General features: G+C 66.8%; 16 protein-coding genes. 6 read left to right on the top strand and 10 right to left on the bottom strand.

Features of this window, described 5'->3' with window-relative positions; all coding sequences use genetic code 11:
- Nucleotides 1-82 precede the first annotated feature (82 nt).
- On the bottom strand, nucleotides 83-673 hold the full coding sequence (locus ABRP17_RS10305; RefSeq protein ID WP_192095951.1) for a malonic semialdehyde reductase: 591 nt from the start codon (nucleotides 671-673) through the stop codon (nucleotides 83-85).
- Between the two features lie 142 nt (nucleotides 674-815).
- Here ABRP17_RS10305 and ABRP17_RS10300 point away from each other — a divergent pair, with 142 nt between their 5' ends.
- The 4 genes from ABRP17_RS10300 (at nucleotide 816) to ABRP17_RS10285 (ending at nucleotide 3951) form a co-directional block, all read left to right on the top strand.
- Nucleotides 816-1796 (top strand): mitochondrial fission ELM1 family protein, encoded by a 981-nt coding sequence (locus ABRP17_RS10300; RefSeq protein WP_349984735.1) that lies wholly within the window; start codon nucleotides 816-818, stop codon nucleotides 1794-1796.
- A gap of 20 nt (nucleotides 1797-1816) precedes the next feature.
- Nucleotides 1817-2656: a DUF2145 domain-containing protein gene (locus ABRP17_RS10295; RefSeq protein WP_349984736.1), complete on the top strand. Its 840-nt coding sequence runs from the start codon at nucleotides 1817-1819 to the stop codon at nucleotides 2654-2656.
- Nucleotides 2657-2680: 24 nt separating this feature from the next.
- Nucleotides 2681-3190, top strand: coding sequence for a hypothetical protein (locus ABRP17_RS10290; protein WP_188325880.1), 510 nt, complete (start codon nucleotides 2681-2683; stop codon nucleotides 3188-3190).
- Between the two features lie 209 nt (nucleotides 3191-3399).
- Entirely contained in the window at nucleotides 3400-3951 is a 552-nt protein-coding gene (locus ABRP17_RS10285; protein WP_349984737.1) for a queuosine precursor transporter, read from the top strand.
- A gap of 159 nt (nucleotides 3952-4110) precedes the next feature.
- Here the strand turns inward: ABRP17_RS10285 and glnE are convergent, their stop codons facing one another.
- The gene (glnE, locus tag ABRP17_RS10280) at nucleotides 4111-6921 is read right to left on the bottom strand and encodes a bifunctional [glutamate--ammonia ligase]-adenylyl-L-tyrosine phosphorylase/[glutamate--ammonia-ligase] adenylyltransferase (protein ID WP_349984738.1); all 2811 of its coding nucleotides are present in this window, start codon (nucleotides 6919-6921) and stop codon (nucleotides 4111-4113) included.
- A gap of 379 nt (nucleotides 6922-7300) precedes the next feature.
- Here glnE and ABRP17_RS10275 point away from each other — a divergent pair, with 379 nt between their 5' ends.
- Together ABRP17_RS10275 and ABRP17_RS10270 are read left to right on the top strand one after the other, a co-directional pair.
- Complete coding sequence (locus ABRP17_RS10275; protein WP_192082729.1) at nucleotides 7301-8815, top strand: acetyl-CoA hydrolase/transferase family protein; 1515 nt, start codon at nucleotides 7301-7303, stop codon at nucleotides 8813-8815.
- Between the two features lie 210 nt (nucleotides 8816-9025).
- A complete protein-coding gene (locus ABRP17_RS10270) occupies nucleotides 9026-9661 on the top strand; it encodes a hypothetical protein (RefSeq protein ID WP_349984739.1) in 636 nt (211 codons plus the stop codon).
- Between the two features lie 114 nt (nucleotides 9662-9775).
- Here ABRP17_RS10270 and ABRP17_RS10265 read toward each other — a convergent pair whose 3' ends face one another.
- The 8 genes from ABRP17_RS10265 to ABRP17_RS10230 all read right to left on the bottom strand — a co-directional run bounded on the left by ABRP17_RS10265 (nucleotide 9776) and on the right by ABRP17_RS10230 (nucleotide 19112).
- Complete coding sequence (locus ABRP17_RS10265; protein WP_349984740.1) at nucleotides 9776-11140, bottom strand: VOC family protein; 1365 nt, start codon at nucleotides 11138-11140, stop codon at nucleotides 9776-9778.
- A 75-nt stretch (nucleotides 11141-11215) separates the two neighbouring features.
- Nucleotides 11216-11707 carry a hypothetical protein gene (locus tag ABRP17_RS10260; protein WP_192082732.1) on the bottom strand — a complete coding sequence of 164 codons (492 nt, stop codon included), beginning with the start codon at nucleotides 11705-11707 and terminating at the stop codon, nucleotides 11216-11218.
- A 31-nt stretch (nucleotides 11708-11738) separates the two neighbouring features.
- Nucleotides 11739-12503, bottom strand: a complete 765-nt coding sequence (locus ABRP17_RS10255) for an HAD family hydrolase (protein ID WP_349984741.1) — start codon at nucleotides 12501-12503, stop codon at nucleotides 11739-11741.
- Nucleotides 12504-12696: 193 nt separating this feature from the next.
- On the bottom strand, nucleotides 12697-13122 hold the full coding sequence (locus ABRP17_RS10250; protein WP_349984742.1) for an EF-hand domain-containing protein: 426 nt from the start codon (nucleotides 13120-13122) through the stop codon (nucleotides 12697-12699).
- A 217-nt stretch (nucleotides 13123-13339) separates the two neighbouring features.
- Nucleotides 13340-13717: a hypothetical protein gene (locus ABRP17_RS10245; RefSeq protein WP_188325870.1), complete on the bottom strand. Its 378-nt coding sequence runs from the start codon at nucleotides 13715-13717 to the stop codon at nucleotides 13340-13342.
- Nucleotides 13718-13774: 57 nt separating this feature from the next.
- The gene (locus ABRP17_RS10240; RefSeq protein WP_349984743.1) at nucleotides 13775-14488 is read right to left on the bottom strand and encodes a M15 family metallopeptidase; all 714 of its coding nucleotides are present in this window, start codon (nucleotides 14486-14488) and stop codon (nucleotides 13775-13777) included.
- The gene (locus tag ABRP17_RS10235; protein ID WP_349984773.1) at nucleotides 14421-15902 is read right to left on the bottom strand and encodes a serine hydrolase; all 1482 of its coding nucleotides are present in this window, start codon (nucleotides 15900-15902) and stop codon (nucleotides 14421-14423) included. Before ABRP17_RS10235 ends, ABRP17_RS10240 begins: the two co-directional genes overlap by 68 nt.
- Before the next feature lie 183 nt (nucleotides 15903-16085).
- Entirely contained in the window at nucleotides 16086-19112 is a 3027-nt protein-coding gene (locus ABRP17_RS10230) for a TonB-dependent receptor (protein WP_349984744.1), read from the bottom strand.
- Nucleotides 19113-19119: the final 7 nt, after the last annotated feature.

The raw sequence follows: 19119 nt of genomic DNA, 5'->3' as shown, positions 1-19119 counted from the left end.
TCTCTCTCGATTTCGGTAAGGGAATGGACTGCAAACATCGACCCGACCGCGCGGGACGGGCCGATTCAAACACAAAGGCGGTTCAGACGATGCGAGCGGCTTCGTCGAAGGACAGGCGCGGCGAACGCGGGAACAGGGCGGCGTCATCGCCATGGCCCAGGTTGACCAGGAAGTTGCTGCGCAGCGACGTGCCCGCGAAGAATGCCTCGTCGACCTTGGCCGGATCGAAGCCGGTCATCGGGCCGGCATCCAGACCCAGCGCGCGTGCGGCCAGGATCAGGTAGGCGCCCTGCAGGCTGCCATTGAGCAGTGCGGGCTTCTGGCGATTTTCCTGCGGGCCGTCGAACCAGCTCTTCGCATCGGCATGCGGGAACAGATAAGGCAGCTTCTCGTGGAAGTCGAGGTCATGCGCGATGATCACCGTGACCGGCGCGGCCATCGTCTTGGCGAGGTTGCCCTCGGACAGCGCGGGCGCCAGCTTGGCCTTGCCTTCCTTGGAGGTGACGAACACGAACCGCGCCGGGCTGGAGTTGGCCGAGGTCGGCCCGAACTTCACCAGGTCGTACAGCGCACGCAGCGTGGCTTCGTCCACCGGGGTGTCGTGGAAGCTGTTGGCGGTGCGGGCAGTGCGGAACAACTGATCGAGTGCGACAGCGTCGAGTTCGTGCGACATGCATCCTCCTGGGAGTGGTGGGAGATCCGCCGCAGCGGATCGCGGGCCGGGCTGCGGTGGCAATGCCGCAACGGCCGGGTCCATGCGAGGCAGTGTAGAGTGTCGCGTCTGTTGCAACACCCAGCAGGGTTGAAACGAATTAATGCCAATCGTGCAACGATCGAGTGCGCCCTCGACGATTACCGATGGCCGCGCCGGCAATGTCCGCCAGGCCGTGGCACTGGCCGGTGCCCTGCGTCTGGGCACCCATCAGCCGCTGACACTCGCGCCACGCGCACCGTGGCGCTGGCTGTCGCCACGCCGCCTGCCCGGTGACGCGCAGGGCTATGGAACGGCCTTCGCAGCGCTGGCTGCGACACCTCCTGCGTTGGCGATCGGCTGTGGACGCCAAGCCGCCGGTGCCCTGCGGGTGCTGCGCGCACGCGGCAGCCAGGTCGTGCAGATCCTGGACCCGCGCATCAATGCGCGCCATTGGGATCTGGTGATCGTGCCCGAGCATGACGCCCTGCGCGGCAGCAATGTGCTGACCCTGCTCGGCAGCCTCAACCCGGTCGACGACGACTGGCTGTCGTTGGGGCGGGCCGCGTTCGCTGACTTCGGCAGCCTGCCCGGGCCACGTACGGCCTTGCTGGTGGGGGGGCCGACGGCGCATGCGGCATGGACCGAGGACGCCATGCGCACGGTGTTCGAGCAGGTAGCGTCGCAGCTGCGCAGCGAGGGCGGCAGCCTGCTGGCCACGACGTCGCGCCGCACGCCGCCGGCACTGTCCGATGCGCTGCGCGCGACCTTCGCCGATGTGCCCCACGTGATCTGGGGCGATGGCGGCGATGGCGTGAACCCGTACGCCGGCCTGCTGGGCTGGGCCGACCGGGTGGTGGCATCGCCGGATTCGGTGAACCTGTTGTCTGAAGCCTGCGCCACGCGGCTGCCGGTGATGGTGGCGCTGGGTGATGTAGTGCAGGGCCGCTTGGCCCGCTTCCACCGTGCCTTGCAGGAACGTGGCCGGCTGCAGCCGCGCTGGCTGGACTGGTCACACGGCCCTATCGCGCCGCTGCGCGAGACCACGCGCGTGGCCGCCGAGGTGAAACGGCGACTGGGCGTGGGCGCCCCGCTGCCCCGGTGACCGTCTATCATCGGCGGCACATGGAACGTCTCGCTTTTTACCTCGCCCTGCTGCTGCTCCTTGCCCCGGCGTCTGCCTGGGCCGACAGCGGCACCTGCCGCGAGCGCTACCCCAGCCCGGCCGCCGAAGCGGCGATGTTCGACATGGCATGGACCACGGCCGAGCAACTGGAAGCGCTGCCGGACGTCGACATCGTGGTCGCCGCACGCGGTGGCCAGGACCTGAGCCGCTACGGCCTGCGCCACAGCCATCTGGCCTTCCTGCTGCGCGAAGCCGATGGACGCTGGCGCGCGGTGCACCTGCTCAACCGTTGCAAGACCGACCGTTCGCAGCTGTACCGCGAAGGGCTGGCCAACTTCATCGGCGAAACCGGTGGCCACACCGACCTGCGAATCGGCATCCCCGATGCGCCTCTGCGCGCGCGGTTGAAAGCGCTGCTGCAGCCGCCCGCCCGCACCGCGCATGCGCTGCACGAGCCGCGCTACAACGCGGTGGCCTATCCGTTCCGTACCGAGTTCCAGAATTCCAACGGCTGGGTGCTGGAAGTGCTGGCGGTGGCGATGGCAAGCGCCGACGGTACCGCCCCGCTGCAGGATCGCACGCAGGCGCAGGACTGGCTGAAGACCCACGACTACCGGCCCAGCGTGCTGCACATCGGCTTGGGCAAGCGATTGGGCGCGCGCCTGTTCGTGGCCAATGCCACCACGACCGACCATCCCGCCGGTGAGCGGGTATCGGGCAATTACTCGGTGGTGACGGTGGAATCCGTGTTCGACTTCCTGCGCGTGCGACGCCAGTTGCAACAGGACTTTTCGATACCGCAGGTCGCCGTGGCAGGCGCTGCCCCGGTCGCGCCCTGACCCTTTTCGTACCTGGAGACACGCATGTCCCGTACCTTCGCCACACCCGCCCTGGCCTTGCTGCTTGCGGCCACCACCGTATTCACCCCACGCGCCCACGCCGGCGGCGGGGACCTCAACAGCAGCGAGGCCGGCGTGCTGGTGTCGATGGTGCTGACGCTGTCGATCCCGCTGGCCGCGTCGGTGGGGTTGGTGGAATTGTCGAAGGCGCCGTTCAAGGCCAGCGAGCAACGCAGCGCCCGCAAACGCGTGCCGGCCAAGCCGCTGCCGCCGATGGAAGTCAAAGAAGTCACCACTGACGCGCAGGGCTGCAAAGTGCAGCTGCAGGTGCCGGGCAATGCAGAGCAGACCGCCACGCTGCAGTGGCCGGCGCGGCAGGACAACCCCGGTGCAGCCTTCGCCGTCGGCGAGACCGTGGCCTTCGTGCCGACACCCGCCGGAGCGGGCTGGAACGTGACCGATGGGGCCGGGAAGACGCTGGCTTACGTCCCCACCGAGTACGCCGCCGCGGACAACCTCACCGGCACGTGGTGACGCAGGGGCGGTAGAGCCGGCATCCCGGGGCAACGGTAGAGCCGGCTTCAGCCGGCTTCCCACCGCAGCCGACTGAAGTCGGCTCTACCCCAAGCCGCCGACCGCGACGCGTTACCGGAGCCCTGACTACGCTGTTCATGCGCTGCTGGCAGCGCGCTGCCCGGGGGCGGATAATGCGCGCCTTCCTTTCTTCTGCCTCTTGGCTCGCCATGTCCGTGCGTTCCGCCCCCGCTTTTGCTCCGATGACCGTCCGCGCGCTGCTGCTGGCGGTGTTGGCCATGGGCGCGGTGGTGCTGGGCTCAAACGTGCTGGTGCAGTACCCGATCAACGACTGGCTGACCTGGGGTGCGTTCAGCTATCCGGTCGCGTTCCTGGTGAGCAACCTGATCAACCGCCGCTTCGGCCCGGGCCCTGCCCGCCGGGTGGCGTGGGCCGGTTTCGCGCTGGCGGTGGTGCTGTCGTTCTGGGTGGCGACGCCGCGCATCGCCGTGGCCTCGTGCTCCGCCTTCATCGTGGCGCAGTTGCTGGACATCACCGTCTTCGACCGATTGCGCCGCGGCAGCTGGTGGCGGGCCCCGATGGTGGCCACCACCTGCAGTGCGACGGTGGATACCACGATTTTCTGGAGCATCGCCTTCGCCGGTTCCACGCTGCCGTGGGTGAGCTGGGCGCTGGGCGATCTGGCGGTAAAGCTGGCGATCGGCGTCTGCCTGCTGGCCCCGTTCCGCGCGCTGCTGTGGAAGATGGCCCCGGCGCGGTGACGTGCGTGCCGCGGCCCTGCTGTGGCGGCTGCTGTGTCTGGTAGAGCCGACTTTAGTCGGCTGGTGTGAGCGAAGCCGACTGAAGTCGGCTCTACCAGAGCGAAGGCAGAAGCGAAGCCGACTGAAGTCGGCTCTACCCTAACCGGTTTTCCTGACGGGTTACCGCGCTGTGGGCGCGTCGAATGGCAGGCCTGCTGCGTCGCAGGCGTGGCGGATGAGGGTGCGGGCTTCGTCCAGTGCGTCGCTGGGCGGTGCGGTGCGGGGGCGGCGATCAAGGGTGCAGGCCAGGCCCAGCTCCAGCAGCGTGGCATGCGCGGTCTGCAGGCCGGCGGCGCGGTCTGCCGGCAACCATCCGGCGGCGGCCAGTGCATCGATCAGTCCGCGGGTATCGCGTGGCTGCAGCAGCGTGGGATGGTCGGCTGCCTGACCCAGCACGCCCGCCTGCAGCAGGAACTCCAGATCGACCACGCCGCCGGCACCCTGCTTCAGGTCCATGCGCGCGGCGTCGCTACGATCCAGTTCGGCGCGCATGCGCTGGCGCATCTTCACGATGTCGGCGTGCAAGGCCGCACGATCACGCGGGCGACCCACGGTCTGAGCGCGCACCGCTTCAAACGCAGCCAGCAGCTCGGCATCGCCGGCCACGCCGCGTGCACGCACCAAGGCCTGATGTTCCCAGGTCCACGCGCGCTCGCGCTGGTACTCACGGTAACTCGCCAGCGATGACACCAGCGCGCCCTTGCCACCGTCCGGACGCAGCCGCACGTCGATGTCGTACAGGCGTCCTGCGGCCGTGACCGCGCCCAGCAGCGCCATCACTTTCTGCGCCAGCCGTGCATACCAGCGACCGGGTTCCAGCGGGCGGGCGCCGTCGCTGGTTTCCACATCGGCCGGATGGTCATGCAGGAACACCAGGTCCAGATCCGAACCAAAGCCGAGTTCCAGACCGCCCAGGCTGCCGTAGCCGATGATCGCGAAGCGACCACCGGCAATATCGCCGTGTGCCGCCCGCATGTCCGCCTGCGCGAGCTGCAGCACGGTATCGACGACGACCTGCGCCAGTTCGGCCAGTTGCCGCGTGGTATCCACCGCACCCTGGCGACCATCCAGGCTGGCCATCGCCATGCGGAAACTCAACGCCAGGCGAAGCTCGTTGAGCCAACGCAGCGCCGATTCGGGATCTTCCACCTTGCGCACCTGCGCGCACTCGGCCTGTATTTCTTCAAAGGTGGGCAACGGTCCGGACACGCGTACATCCAGCAGCTCATCCAGCAGCAGGGGGTACGCTTCCAGCCGCTCGGCCAACAATGCGCTGCGTGACAGCACATCCACGAGCCGCGCCATCGAACTGGGCTGCTCATCCAGCAGCGCCAGGTAACTGGTACGCCGCAGGATCGCCTGCAGCAGCCCAAGCACGCGCTTTAACGCCGCGTCGGGTTGCGGTGAACGTGTCGCGGAATGCAGCAAGGCGGGCAGCACGCGATCCAAACGCGTACGGGCACCGTCGGACAGCGATTTCACACCGGATGATTGCGCGAAGTCGCGCAGCATCTGGTCTGCCCCGTTGGCATCGATGAAGCCCGCATCGACCAGCAGTTGCGCGTCGCCGTGCTCAGGCAATCCCCGCCAGTAGCTGGCGACAGCGTCCGGGGCCGCCTTGCCTTTGCGCGGTGCCAGCAACGCCGCGAATTCGGTGCTGACGCGTGCTTGCTGCACGGCCAGCGCATCGCGCAGGCTGTCGAAGTCCGGGTAGCCCAGTCCAACGGCGATGCGCAGCCGCTCCAGCGGATCGGCCGGCAGCACATGCGTCTGCGCGTCGCGCAGCATCTGCAGGCGGTTCTCCAGGCGACGCAGGAACAGATAGGCCTCGCGCAAGGCCGCGCCATCATTGGCGGCGATCTGCCCGGCATCGATCAGGGCAGCGAGTGCATGCAGCAGCCGACGCTCGCGCAGCACCGGCTCGCGGCCGGCGCGGATCAACTGCAGCGCTTGGCACAGGAACTCGATCTCGCGGATACCGCCTGCGCCGCGCTTGATGTCGTCGTGCATGTCACGGCGCGCCACTTCGGCGGTGATCGCCGCCTTCATGTCACGCAGGCCGTCCAGTGCGGTGAAATCCAGGTAACGGCGGTAGACGAAGGGCCGCAGCGACGTCAGCCAGTCTTCGCCGGCGGCGATGTCACCGGCCACCGCGCGCGCCTTCAGCCAGGCGTACCGCTCCCAGTCGCGGCCCTCGCGCTGGAAGTACTGGTCCATCGCGGGGAAGGACAGCGCCACCCGCCCGGCCCGGCCGAACGGGCGCAGGCGCAGGTCCACGCGGTGGCTGAAGCCATCGGCGGTGGTGTCGTCCAACAGCTTGGCCAGGCGTTGGCCGAGCCGCGCGAAATACTCTTCTGCTGCCAGGGGGCGCGCGCCGTCGGATTCGCCCCGCTGCGTGAAGGCGTAGACCAGATCCACGTCGGAGCTGAAGTTGAGCTCGCCGCCACCGAGTTTGCCCAAGCCGAAGACCACCAGGCGTTGGGCCTGGCCGTCTTCATCGCGCACTACGCCGTGGCGGGTGGCGAACTCCTGTTCCAGCGCCTCCAGCGCCCGTTGCAGGCAGTGCTCGGCCAGCAGGGTGGCGCCGGCGAGCGTCTGCTCGACCGTATCCAGCCCGGCGAGGTCCCGCCACACCAGACGCGTGGACATCGCTGCACGGTAGCGCCGCAGCAGGCCGGGCCACTCGCCCGGCTGCGCCGGATCCAGGACAGGCAGCGGCAGCGGCGGGCAATCGGGCTGCGCCAGGTGGGCGAGCAGCGTGGGCTGACGGCACAGCGTGTCGATGGCGAAATCGCTGGTGACAGCGAGCTGGCGCAGGAACGGGGTCAGGTCTGCGGAAATCGGGGCGCCCTGTGCGGTTACCAGCCGCGCCATGGCGCGATCAACCAGGGGCAGAAGGGCATCGGGGAGCGGCGCGACGATCTGGGTCATCGCATGATTGTAGAGCCGACTTCAGTCGGCTGGTCGCGTACGGAGCGTCAATCGGCTTGTCGCGTACGGCGACGGGTAGAGCCGGCTTCAGCCGGCTTGTCGAATACGGCAGCCGAAGCGCCGACGCCTATTCAGGTGTAACCTGCAGACGTAAAAAAGCCCGCTTGCAGCGAACTGCCAGCGGGCTCTGCTCCCTCCCCCACGTCGGGATGCAGGTCCATCGTGCCGGTTGCAAAAGCAACTTGCACGCTGCACTGCAAAACAATACTGGCAGGTACAGAAGCGTTCAGGTGCCGCAGCGCCATCCCACCAAGGTCGCAGGCCCCATACGGGTGGGTTTGGCCGATAATCGGACTTTCCCCCACGAAACATCGTCGTCATGTCTGTAGATCGCATCGCCAACGCGCGTCTCCGTGACCGCGTGGTCTCTGCCGAGGCCGCAGCCGCGCTCATCCAACCCGGTGAAACCGTGGCCATGAGCGGCTTCACCGGTTCCGGCTATCCCAAGGCCGTCCCCGTCGAGCTGGCCCGCCGCATCGAAGCGGTACATGCCCAGGGCCTGCCGTTCCAGATCAGCCTGATGACCGGCGCCTCCACCGCCCCGGAGCTGGACGGCGCACTGGCCAAGGCCGATGGCATCGCCATGCGCATGCCATTCCAGAGTGACCCGTACGCGCGCAACCAGATCAATGAAGGCAAGCTGGATTACATCGACATCCATCTCAGCCATGTAGCCCAGCACGTGTGGTTCGGTTTCTACGGTGACATCGACACGGCCGTGATCGAAGTGTCGGCCATCCGCGAGGACGGATCGCTGGTGCCCTCCACGTCGGTCGGCAACAACAAGACCTGGCTGGACCTGGCGAAGAAGGTGATCGTCGAGGTCAACGAATGGCAGCCGGCGGGCGTGGATGGCATGCATGACATCTACTACGGCACCGCGCTGCCGCCGCATCGCAAACCGATTCCACTGGTGCACGCCAACGACCGCATCGGCGAAACCGCGTTGCGCTGCGACCCGGACAAGATCGTCGCCGTGGTGCGCACCAACGGACCGGACCGCAACAGTCCGTTCAGCCCGATCGATGCGGCCAGCGAACAGATCGCCGAATACCTGATCGACTTCCTGAAGCACGAGATCAGCAAGGGCCGCCTGCCGCCCAACCTGCTGCCGCTGCAGAGCGGCGTGGGCAACATTCCCAATGCGGTGCTGGCGGGCCTGGCCAAGAGTGGTTTCCGTGACCTCACCGCGTTCACCGAAGTCATCCAGGACGGCATGCTCGACCTGCTGCGCGATGGCGTGCTGAGCCATGCATCGTGCACCGGTTTCGCGCTGAGCCCGCAGGCCAACGAAACGTTCAAAGAGCACATCGATTTCTACCGCGAGCGCATCATCATGCGCACGCAGGAAATATCCAACCATCCCGAACTGGTACGACGCCTCGGCTGTATCGGCATGAACGGCATGATCGAGGCCGACCTGTACGGCAACGTCAACTCCACCCATGTGATGGGCTCGCGCATCATGAACGGCATCGGCGGCTCCGGTGACTTCGCGCGCAACGGCTTCCTGTCGGCGTTCCTCAGCCCGTCCACGGCGAAGAACGGCACCATTTCGGCCATCGTGCCGATGGTCAGCCATGTCGACCACACCGAGCACGATGTATCGGTGATCGTGACCGAACAGGGCCTGGCCGACCTGCGTGGCCTGCCGCCGCGCAAGCGCGCGCAGGTGGTGATCGACCGCTGTGCGCATCCGGATTTCCGTGCGCAGCTGCAGGATTACGTCGACCGTGCCAACCGGGACAGCTACGGCAAGCACACCCCGCACCTGTTGCCGGAAGCACTCAGCTGGCACCAGCGCTGGTTGGATACCGGCACGATGAAGGCGTGATGCGCTGCGCGCCGACACGGTGAGCGCAGGCTGAAAGCAGAGCAGCGCAGGATGGGATGTGCTGCAGTCATGGACATTCCCTTTCCCTGCATTCCCTCCGCGCACTCGGCGTTCGCTACCGTGTCAGCTCCTGCGACCGCTAATGCACTTCCCTTGGCCACCGTGCCGGCGACAGTGACCAACGCAGAAGCAACCTCGCACGTTGCCTCGGTGCCACGCTTGCTGAGGCTGGCACCGAGCGAGACCGGCAATGACCTGGTCGCCAGCCTGCGTCGGCGCTGCGCGGAGTTCGGTGCACCGCAGTTGATCGACGCCGGCCTGACCTTTATCCGTAGCCTGGATCAGAAGGAAACCGCGGTCTTCCTGCGCGCCACCAGCCTTGCACTCGCCGACGACACGCGGCTGGGCGCTGCGCTGGCAGCGGAGCGCGGACAGGCCAGCGCGCGCCGTCCGGATGCGCCTGCCCACCCGCTGACACCGCTGCTGCAGGAATACGTGGACTCACTCAACGGGCTGCGGCGCGCGATGGCCGACAACGGGATGGTGATGGACGGGACCTACGGCTTCACTACATTTTCCAAGTACTGCCTGGAGCGCATCCACACGGCGGAAAAGCACTATGTCGCCGCCACCGTGGTGGATGAGTGCCTGCACTGGCAGCGGGGGGCACGTCAGGCGATCAGCGGTCCCGACGCGCGGATGTGGGCGGTCTGCGGCAAAGACCCGTTGGGGCCGGTAGGCGTTGCGTTTGCCCTGCACGAACGGACCCGTGATGCGGAGCCTGTGCTGCGAGAACTGCGTCAGTTTCATACATGGCCCCTGCCGTTTGTGCCCCGCAGCGCCTGACGTGCGCGTTATCTGGAAGCGCGTGCCGTGCACTGTGCGGGCAATGCGCAATTCCCTTTCAGCTGACGAACGCCATGCCTGCCCTGTGATCCGGCACCCATCGCGTTGAGACGGTCACGCCCGCAATGACGTCAGCGAGTCGTCCTGCAGCTGCTGGTACAACGCGAACTCGTCATGCACGCGCGCACCCAGCGCTTCTTCAAACGCGCTGCGGTTCGCGTGTGCGGCATAGGCGCGTTGCTCGCCGCCGCCCAGGTTGGACTGGAAGATGCCCGCTGCGCTGACCGGCAGGAAGTCCTCATAGATGATCGGATCGGCGGTGGCCAGGCCTTCGGCGATCAGCCGCTCGGCCGGCAGGTCGGCGACACGCCCCGGTGCCGCGCGGCCGGCGTCGGTGAGCTGGTACCGATAGAAGCCCAGACCTTCGGTACGCAACGTGGCATGGTCGTCCGGGAAGCCGACAAACACGGCCTGGAGGCGCTGGCCGTAGTCAGCGCCCGTGCTGCCTGCCGCATCGGCTTCGCGGGCCTGCGTGAGCAGCTGGTCATACAGCGCGCGGCCCTTGTGGGTGAGGGCCAGCCCGCGCTGCTCGATCTCGCCGAAACGCGCGGTGTGGCTGCCAGCGCGGCCGCCTTCGCCATCCGGGAAGTGCACCGGTTCCTCCAGCGCCTTGAAGCTGGTCTGCCGCAGCAGGATCGGACAGGCGCGCGGCGGGGGCCCTTCGATCACCGCCTTGGCGGCCATGCCGCGTTCGATCATCGCCGCCTGCGCTGCGTCGATATCCAGCGTACGCGGCGTGAGGTGGTTGATGTGCGGGCCGCGGAAGCTGACCACGTCGGCGATCAGGCGATGTGCCTCCTGCAGGGCGTGGTAGGTGTCCAGCGCCACGGTGGCGTCGCCGTGCCAGCGGAACGTTTCCAGCGCCTGCGCGACGAAGCGTTCGGCATCGGCGGTCGACAGTCCACCGTCGTGCTCGGCCTGTTCGATCAGCGCGAGCGCGTCATCGGTGAAGATGCGGCGACGTGCGAGGATCGCGGCAGCCTGCGCGCGCAGCGCGTCGTCTTCGATCAGCTCCAGGCGCAGCAGCGATGTGAAAACACGGAACGGATTGGCCGCCAGCGCAGCGGCGTCGGTGGGGCGGAATGCCGTGGAGTGCACCGGCACGCCGGCCACGCTGAGATCGTAGTAGCCCACCGGCTGCATGCCCATCACCGCGAACAACCGACGCAGGGTGGAAAGCTCTTCGGCCGTGCCAACGCGGATGGCGCCGTGGCGCTCTTCATCCAGCCGACCGCGGCCATCGTTGCGCTGCAGCTGCGAGGCAAGTTCGGCATCGGTGTCCAGCACCTGTGCATTGATCTGCGCCACCAGATCGACCAGGTCGCCGTAGAGCGGCACTTCGGCGCGGTACATGCGGGACATCGCCTGCGCGAACAAGCGGCGGATGGCATCGGTCGACAGGAATTCAGAAGTGCTCATGGGGTACCCGGCAAGGAACACGGAACAGGCGTTGAGCTGCATTGTCGCTGGGCCACCGCCGCTTGGGTAGCGCCGTCAGTTGCCCAGCTGGCGGCGCAGGGTGGCGTCCAGGGTGATCGGGCGGTCCCAATGGCGGAAGCTGGCCACGATGTCGTGGCGCACCGCGCGCCAGTGCAGGTTGTCCGGTGCTACCGGCAAGCGCTCGACCACGGCTTCCCAGCCCCCTTCCGGGTTCGCACTGAAAGCCCGCACCGTGTCGCGGCAACTGTGCTTGATTGCCTTGGCCCAGAAACAGGCGAAGTACACGTCGGCGGCGTGCCAGCCGTGGTTGTTGACCAGTGCGGCGGCGTAACCGCGATCCACGCCGCTGTAGCGCGACACCTCGTCCAGGAAGCTGTCCGGGTAGCGCTCGGCGTAATGGTTGATGTCGCTCAGCCAGGTGTCCACCCAAGCGTCGCCGGTCTGCACGGTGTAGGTGGCGGATTTCTCCGCGGTCTGCTGGGCCAACGTGATCGTCGGCACCAGCAGCGCGGACAGCAACAGCAGCAGGGTCAGCAGGCGGCTCATGCCCTGATTGTGACCCAGCGCGCCGCGCCTGTCAGGCCTCCCCGCCGCGGGCTGCGGTGGCCTTGGCCTCGATCGTGTCCAGTGCAGCCGGCCAGTCCCACGCGGTATCGGCGGTGACCATGCGCGGCTCGTCATCGGCCACGCCGTGCTCGGTTTCATGGGCCCAGGTGACAGCGTAGGGGGTATGCACGCCCCAGCCACCGAGGGTCACCACCGGCTCGATATCCGAGCGCAGTGAGTTGCCGACCATCACGAACTGCGCGATCGGCAGGTCGAACTCGGCCAGCACGCGGGCGTAGGTTTCCGGGTCTTTCTCGGACACGATCTCGATGCGCGGGAAGAGATCGTGCAACTGCGCGACCTTGATCTTGGCTTCCTGATGAAACAGGTCGCCCTTGGTGATCAGCACAACGGGGTACTGCTCCGCGATCTTGGCCACCGACTCGCGCACACCCGCGATCAGCTCGACGGGATGACGCAGCGTGGCATGGCCGATGTCCAGCATGCGTTGGATATGCGCCGCACTGACGCGGCTGTCGGTGATCTCGATCGCCGCCTCGATCATCGAGAGCGTCATCGCCTTCACCCCGTAGCCGAACACGGTCAGGTTCCGACGTTGCACCTCCAGCAGGTGCCGCGCGGTGTCGGTGTCGTGCACGTCGATGTAGTGGGAAAGCAGTTCGAGGTAGTCCTGCTCGGCCTGACGGTAGAAATCCTCGCTCTTCCACAGCGTGTCGTCACCGTCAAAACCAACTAGGCCAATGGCGCGGTCACGCGCAGGCGTTGGGGTAGTCATCGGTGAAGAATAACAGGGGGGGTGGGGCTCGGGATTTGCCTCTGGACGGGGCTGCGAAATTTGCCTCTGGACGGGGCTGCGAATGCCAGCTAGGGGGCAAGACCGCGAGCGAAATCGGAACTACCGGCGCGGGTCAGCCGGCCAGCATCCCGCGGTGCCGGCCGGAGCCGACACCGCAGAATAGAGGCTGGGATCAGTTGCCCTGTGCCGCGCCTGCTGCCTGCTGCGACTGCACGAAGGCCTTGTACTCATCGGCCGACAGCTCGCCGTCCTTGTTGGTGTCCGCCTGGTCGAAGACCTGGGCGAGTCCGGCGTTGACCTGCGCCTCGCTCTTGCTGAGGGTGCCGTTGCCATCGGTATCGATGCTGGCCCACGTCTGGCCACCGCCACTGGCCTGTGCCGCGGCCTGCCCGGCGGCGTGGGTTGCCTGGTCGGCGGCATTGCCTGCTTCGGCGGCCTGGTTGCCCGCCGCTGCAGCGGCCTGCTGGGCCTGCACGGCCTGCGCCTGTGCATCCGCTGCGCGATTCTGTGCGGCGCTCTGCGCCATGGCCGGAAGGGCGAACACACTGCCAGCGGCGACAAGGAGGGCGATCAGCGGCTTACGGTTACGAATCGTCATTGGGTGGTCTCCTGAGGGAATGTTGCACGGCCATGTATTCCGTACGGGGCCTACGTTGGCAGCGCGTCGATGAACGCAAATTGGGCCGCAATCAGCACGAACACGGCGTGTTAACCAATCTCCGGAAGGCATCGGCTACCTGCTTGGTTAGCCGGCGGTGAGCTGAAAGTAAGGTGCGCATTCAGCCGGGTGATTTTTAACCTGCAACAAACATAAATCAGCCGGCATCGGGCGTTTCATCGACTGACCGCGAACTGAACAACAGCCATCCCAGGGCAACACCGGACAGGGCACCGATGATTTCCAGCATGACCCGACTGCCCAGTTCGTTCGGATCGTGGATGGTGGACAGGAAAAGACGCGCGTAGAACGGCGACTCCATCCGCACGATGCCCATGTAGAACAGCTTCCACATGTCGATGCCGGCCGCGATGACCACCGAGATACCGCTGGCCCAGCCCAATGCGGGACCGTGGGCCCATCGCAGCGCGCGCGCGATGTGGTGGAAAAGGAAGTACACGAGCAGGCCGACCAGCAGGGCGATGCCCGCCGCTTCCAGCGTGCCCAGCAGACCGAAATGAAGGGGAAGGTTCATAGCGACAGTGTAAGGGGCCGCAGGGCGTCAGACCGCGCGGTGGCGTGGAACCCGCGATCACTCCACGGGCACGTCGTACGCCGTCTGCGGATCCGGCTCGGGCTGGAAGGTGAAGTGCCACCATTCCTTCGGGTAATTGACGAAGCCCTCAGCGGCCATCGCCTGCTGCAGGCGTCGCCGGTTGGCCCGCTGCACGTCGTTGAGCCCGGCCGCGTCGGTATGTGCGCGGGCGCCGAAGAAGTCGAAGTCGGTGCCCAGGTCCAGCGGCGTGCAACGTGCGGCGTTGCAACGCATCAGCCCCACATCCACGGTGGCGGCGCGACTGTGGCCGGAGCGCTCGGCGATGTAGCCGTTCGCAAACAGCTGCGATTTCTCCATGTCGGGGTATTGCACCGCCTTGCGTGATGTCTCCCGCGGGTCGTGTGCCCACGCCACGAAGGCCTGCACCGAGTGGACGGGCCGGTAGCAGTCGTACACCTGCAGCGCATGGCCTTGGCGGCGCAGGTGGTGCTCTACCTTGGCCAACGCGTCGGCAACGGCAGGCAGGAGATAACAGGCCGGACGCGCGTAGCCGGGCACGCGCTGGCCGGTGAAGTTGTTGGCCGTGGCATAGCGGATATCCAGCGCGATGCCGGGCGCCCGCGTACGGATCTCCACCAGGCCGGCTTCGGCCGTCGTCCGCGCAGGGGATACCGCCGGCGGCTCAGCGGCGTGGACGCTCGCGGCCAGGGCAATCGCCAATGCGAGTGAAATGCAGGTCCTGGTAGTCATAACTGAAGTCGATATCCGGATCGATGGCGCGCAGGTCCAGGGTGGGCACCGGCCCGGCGGTGGGCTGCAGCCATGCCTGCGCGGTGGGCTCCAGCGTATCCCAGCGCAGCACCCAGCGTGATCCGGCCTGCAGCACATCGGCCTGCAGCCGCGGGGACTTATCCACGCTGAAACGCAGCCGACCCTGCACCGGGCAGAGCGATGCGTCGCCCAGCCAAGGATCACGATAGCGGCCCTGTACGGCGTGCAACGCGGTTGCGGACGCGCGCGGTGCCGCGCGGGTGGCCTCCAGCGGATCGTCCGTCGCAGCGGGCGAAGGGTGCGCCTGTGCCAGCTTGTCCAGCCATCCCTCCACGCCCTGCGTGTCAGCGGGCGCGGTGTAGTGTTTCAGCGCCGCCTGCATCAAGGCAGTACGTGCATTCTCGCCTTCGCCGTTGATCAGCAGCACCACGCCCACCTTGCGGTCCGGCAGCAGGGCGAGCGAGGAATACATGCCGGACAGGGTGCCGGTGTGGGCGACTTTCCATTGCCCGTCCAGGTCGGACAGCCGCCAGCCATATCCATAGCCTGCAACGTGCGCGTTGTCCCAGCGCCGCTGCCGCTCACCCAGCGGCATCGGCATGTGCAGCGTCCACAACGCATTGCGCTGGGCGGCGTCCAGCCAGCCCGGGACGGTGCCCGGATCGAGCAGCACCTGCATCCAGCGCAGCATGTCATTCAACGAACAACGGATGCCGCCGGCCGCCATCGACGGTGCGTCCGGGTTGGTTTCCATGTCCGGCGCGACGACCACGTTGCGTCCCGCGCGGCGCACGTGGGGCTGGGCGACGTTGCCCACTGCGGTCGTAGACCAGGCACCCACCTGGCAGCGGGTCAGGCCCAAGGGCTGGAACACCTGCTCGCGCATCAGCTGGTCATAGGGTTTGCCGCCCGCGGCTGCGGCGACTTCACCGGCTACGACATACATCAGGTTGTCATAGGCGTACCCGCTGCGGAAACTGGTGACCGGCTTCAGGTGGGCCAGGCCGGCGATGATGTCCTGCCGTGTGAACTGGTTAGGCTCCGGCCACAGCATCAGGTCGCCGGCGCCGAGACCCAGCCCGCTGTTGTGGATCAGCAGGTCGCGCACCTGCATCTGTTCGCCCACCCAAGGATCGAACAGGGTGAAGGACGGCAGGTGACGACGCACAGGATCGTCCCAGCGCAGGCGTCCCTGCTGCACCAGCCGTGCCAGCAACGCGGCGGTCATGGCCTTGCTGTTGGAGGCGATCTTGAACAACGTGTCGTCGTCGATGCGCGCACCCGTGGCGTCGCCGCGCCGCCCTTCCGCGCGGCGGTAGACAACGTCGCCATTTTCCACCACGCCCATGGCGAGGCCGGGCAACTGCTCGCGCTGCACCGTGCGCTCGAACATGGCGTCGAACGGCGATGATGCGAGCGCGAGCAGCAGCAGCGGTTGGAACATGGCAGGCAACCCTTCAAGAATGGATCTGTAGCGCCGAGCCATGCTCGGCGAGCGCAGCGGCCGGGGCAACCGATTGACGGCCAGCGGCCGTCATTACCGGATACCTGACGGCCAGCGGCCGTCACTACCTTCCTAGAAGTTCCAGGCCACCACCAGCTGCGCATAGCGCGGTGCCTGCCAACGCGTGCCTGTGTTGAACGTCGCTTCGCGGAACACGCCGGGCTGGCTCTCGTAGCGCTGGTGCACGTTGATCACGGTCTGGTTGTTGAACAGGTTGTACACCGACAGGCGCGCGCTCAGGTCGATGCCGTCCACCGGCAACCGCCAGGTCACGTTGGCCCCCATGGTCCAGGTCCACGGCAGGCGACCGAAGGCCCCGCGCGCGGTCGGTTCGAACACGCGCTGGTCTACGGGTCCGGCACAGTTGGCCACGCACAGCCAGCCGGTGCCGCCGCCGCTGCCTTCGCTGGAGGTGCTGCCCCCGGCCACGGTGTCACCCGGCCACATCACGCCGAAGGCGGTGATGGGGCCACCGGACTGCACCTGCAGCGTGGTACCGAACGACCACTGCTCGTTCAAGGCATAGGCGGCGCGGAACTTGAACTGATGGCGGAAGTCGTTGAACAGCACGCCATAGCGTTCGTTGTTCGACGGGTGGTCCCAGTGCTGGACCATGCCGGTGTCACCGTAGTTGGTGTCCGAGTTGACCGGCCCTTCGAAGTTGCCTTCGCTCTTGGCCCACAGGTAGGACGCGTTGAACATCCACTTCTCGTCCCATGCGCGATCCAGTTGGAACTCCAGCGCCTTGTAGGTGCGCTTGGGTTTGGAATACCCCACCACCTCGCCACTGCCGCCCTTGCGGTAGCCGCTGTTGGCGGTATCGATGGTGATCCAGCCCTCCTCGGCGCACCCTATGCTGGAATCCCCCCAGATGGTCAGGCTTTCGCCGGGATTGGCGATCGGCCACAGCGTGCTGCCGGTCGGCCCGCACGGCGTGTAGTTCAGGCGCATATCGTCCAGCGCACGCGTCATCCTGCGATAGGTGCCGTTGACGCCCCACGACCACGCCTGGTCGATCATGGTCTGGAAGCCAAGGATGTATTCGTCCTGGTAGACCGCCTTCAGGTCTTTGTCCACGCTCTGCCGCAGATCGGCCGCACCGGTGTTCATGCGGGTATCGGTCGGCCCCACCTGCTGGCCGATGATCGGCGCCATGTACGGTGCACCGGTCACCGGGTTGCTCTGCTGCTGCCAGCCGTTGAGCACGTAGTAACTGTATTCGTCGGTGAGCCCGCCGGCGAAGTTGACGTTGATGTTGTTGGTCACCGGCAGGTAATAGCGCCCCGCGTTGCCGAAGATCTTGGTGCTGCCGTCGCCCTTCACGTCCCACGAAAAGCCCACGCGCGGCGCGATCAGATCGTCCATCTTGATGAAGGCATCGCCATCGGCGGTGCGGTTCTCGAACCGATCCCAGCGCACGCCCAAGGTGAGCATCAGGGTCGGGGTGATGTTCCAGATGTCTTCGACATACAGCGCATTGGCTTCGGTTTCGAAGGTGCCGCCGGATACGCGGTTGCGGGCACGCAGCATCTGCATCACACCCGGCGGCACGAAGGCACCGGCGCCGTCCCACACCTCGTCACCGGGTCGCGCTGCATAGGCGGTGTAGGTCATCTGGCTGGGGCCGGGATAGCGGGTGGACTGCTCGGTGGTCATCAGCTCGCGGTCGATGCCGAAGCGCAGCAGGTGGGTGCCCAGGGCCCATTCGAAATCCAGGCGCGCGGCATCGCGGGTATCGTCGCGCTCGGCGATGGCGGTACCGGTGGGGTGGCAGCCGGCACGCAGTCCGTTCAACTGGCCCAGGTAGGGTGCGTACGTGGCATCGGTGAACACTGCATCGCAGTACAGATCCAGCGTCGAGTTGGAGAAGGCGCGCTGGTTGTTCTGGCCGACCATCGCCTTGGCGGTGAAGTTTTCGCCGAAGCGTCCGGTATACGTGGCCGACCAGTTCTTGCCACCGCCGTCGGTCAGCGTGTCACCGCCCCATTGCCCGAGCGTCTGCGTCTCCCAGTTGTAGCCGGACGACGCCTGCGTGGTCTCGGTTTCGTCGGAGAAAGCCAGCAGTTCCAGGGTGTGGTTGTCGGTGATGTTCCAGTCCAGCTTGGCCCCCCAGAAGTCGTCGTCGCCCTTGTTGTCGAACCAGGTGCGCCCGTCGGATGCCGTGTTGTTGCCGTGGGTATCGCGCTTTTCATACATCGCGAACAGGAACAGCCGGTCTTTCACCAGCGCACCGGAACCCCACACATTGGTCTTGGTGAACGAAGTGGCATCGGTGCTGGCATAGGCGTGCGGCGAACCGTCGCGATGGAAATGGTCGCGTGCCGACGAGCGCCACGCGTTGGGCTCGAAGGTGACTTCGGCACCTCCCTCGAATTCGTTGCTGCCGGAACGGGTCACGGCATTGATCACGCCACCGGTGGAACGGCCGAACTCCACGGAGTAGCCGCCGGTCTTGACCTGGAATTCCTGGAAGAAGCCAAATGGCGCGCTGGAGAAGCCGCGACGGGTGTACATGTCGGTGACGTTGAGGCCGTTGATGTAGACCGCGTTTTCCGCCACTGATGAACCGGCAAAGGACAGCCCGCCGAACGATGAGTTGCCGCCGACCACACCCGGCGCCAGCAACGCCACGGCGGACAGGTCCTGGGCCACCGGCAGCCGCGAAATCTCCTGCCGGTTGACGTTGAACGAGGTCTCGGTGGAGTACACGTCCACCCGGTTGATGACCCGCGACCCGACCACCTGCAGGGCATCGAGATTGACCACGCCGCCACCGCTGGCCAGGTTGACCGTGGTGGTGCCGCCCACGGCCACGCTGACGCTGACCGGTTCGCCTACTGCCGCGCCGTCGCGGCTGAGTTGCAGCGTGTAGTCACCCACGGGCAGCTGGCCAAGGCGGTAGCTGCCATCGCGTGCTGCCGTGGCGGTGCGGGTCAGGCCGGTGCCGCGGCTGACCACGGTCACCTGGTCGCCCGCCGTCGCCCGGCCGGCAACCGCGCCGGATACGTTCTGTGCCGATACCACGCTGGGCATCATCATGCCCAGGCAGGTCCCAAGTGCGACGCAGAGCGCCGCACGCTTCACGCTGATTGCCTTCATCCCCTGC

Source organism: Stenotrophomonas sp. WHRI 8082 (genome assembly GCF_040223995.2).
Classification (GTDB): Bacteria; Pseudomonadota; Gammaproteobacteria; order Xanthomonadales; family Xanthomonadaceae; genus Stenotrophomonas.
The sequence above is the reverse complement of the archived record's forward strand: the minus strand, read 5'-3'. Positions and strand labels throughout refer to the sequence as shown.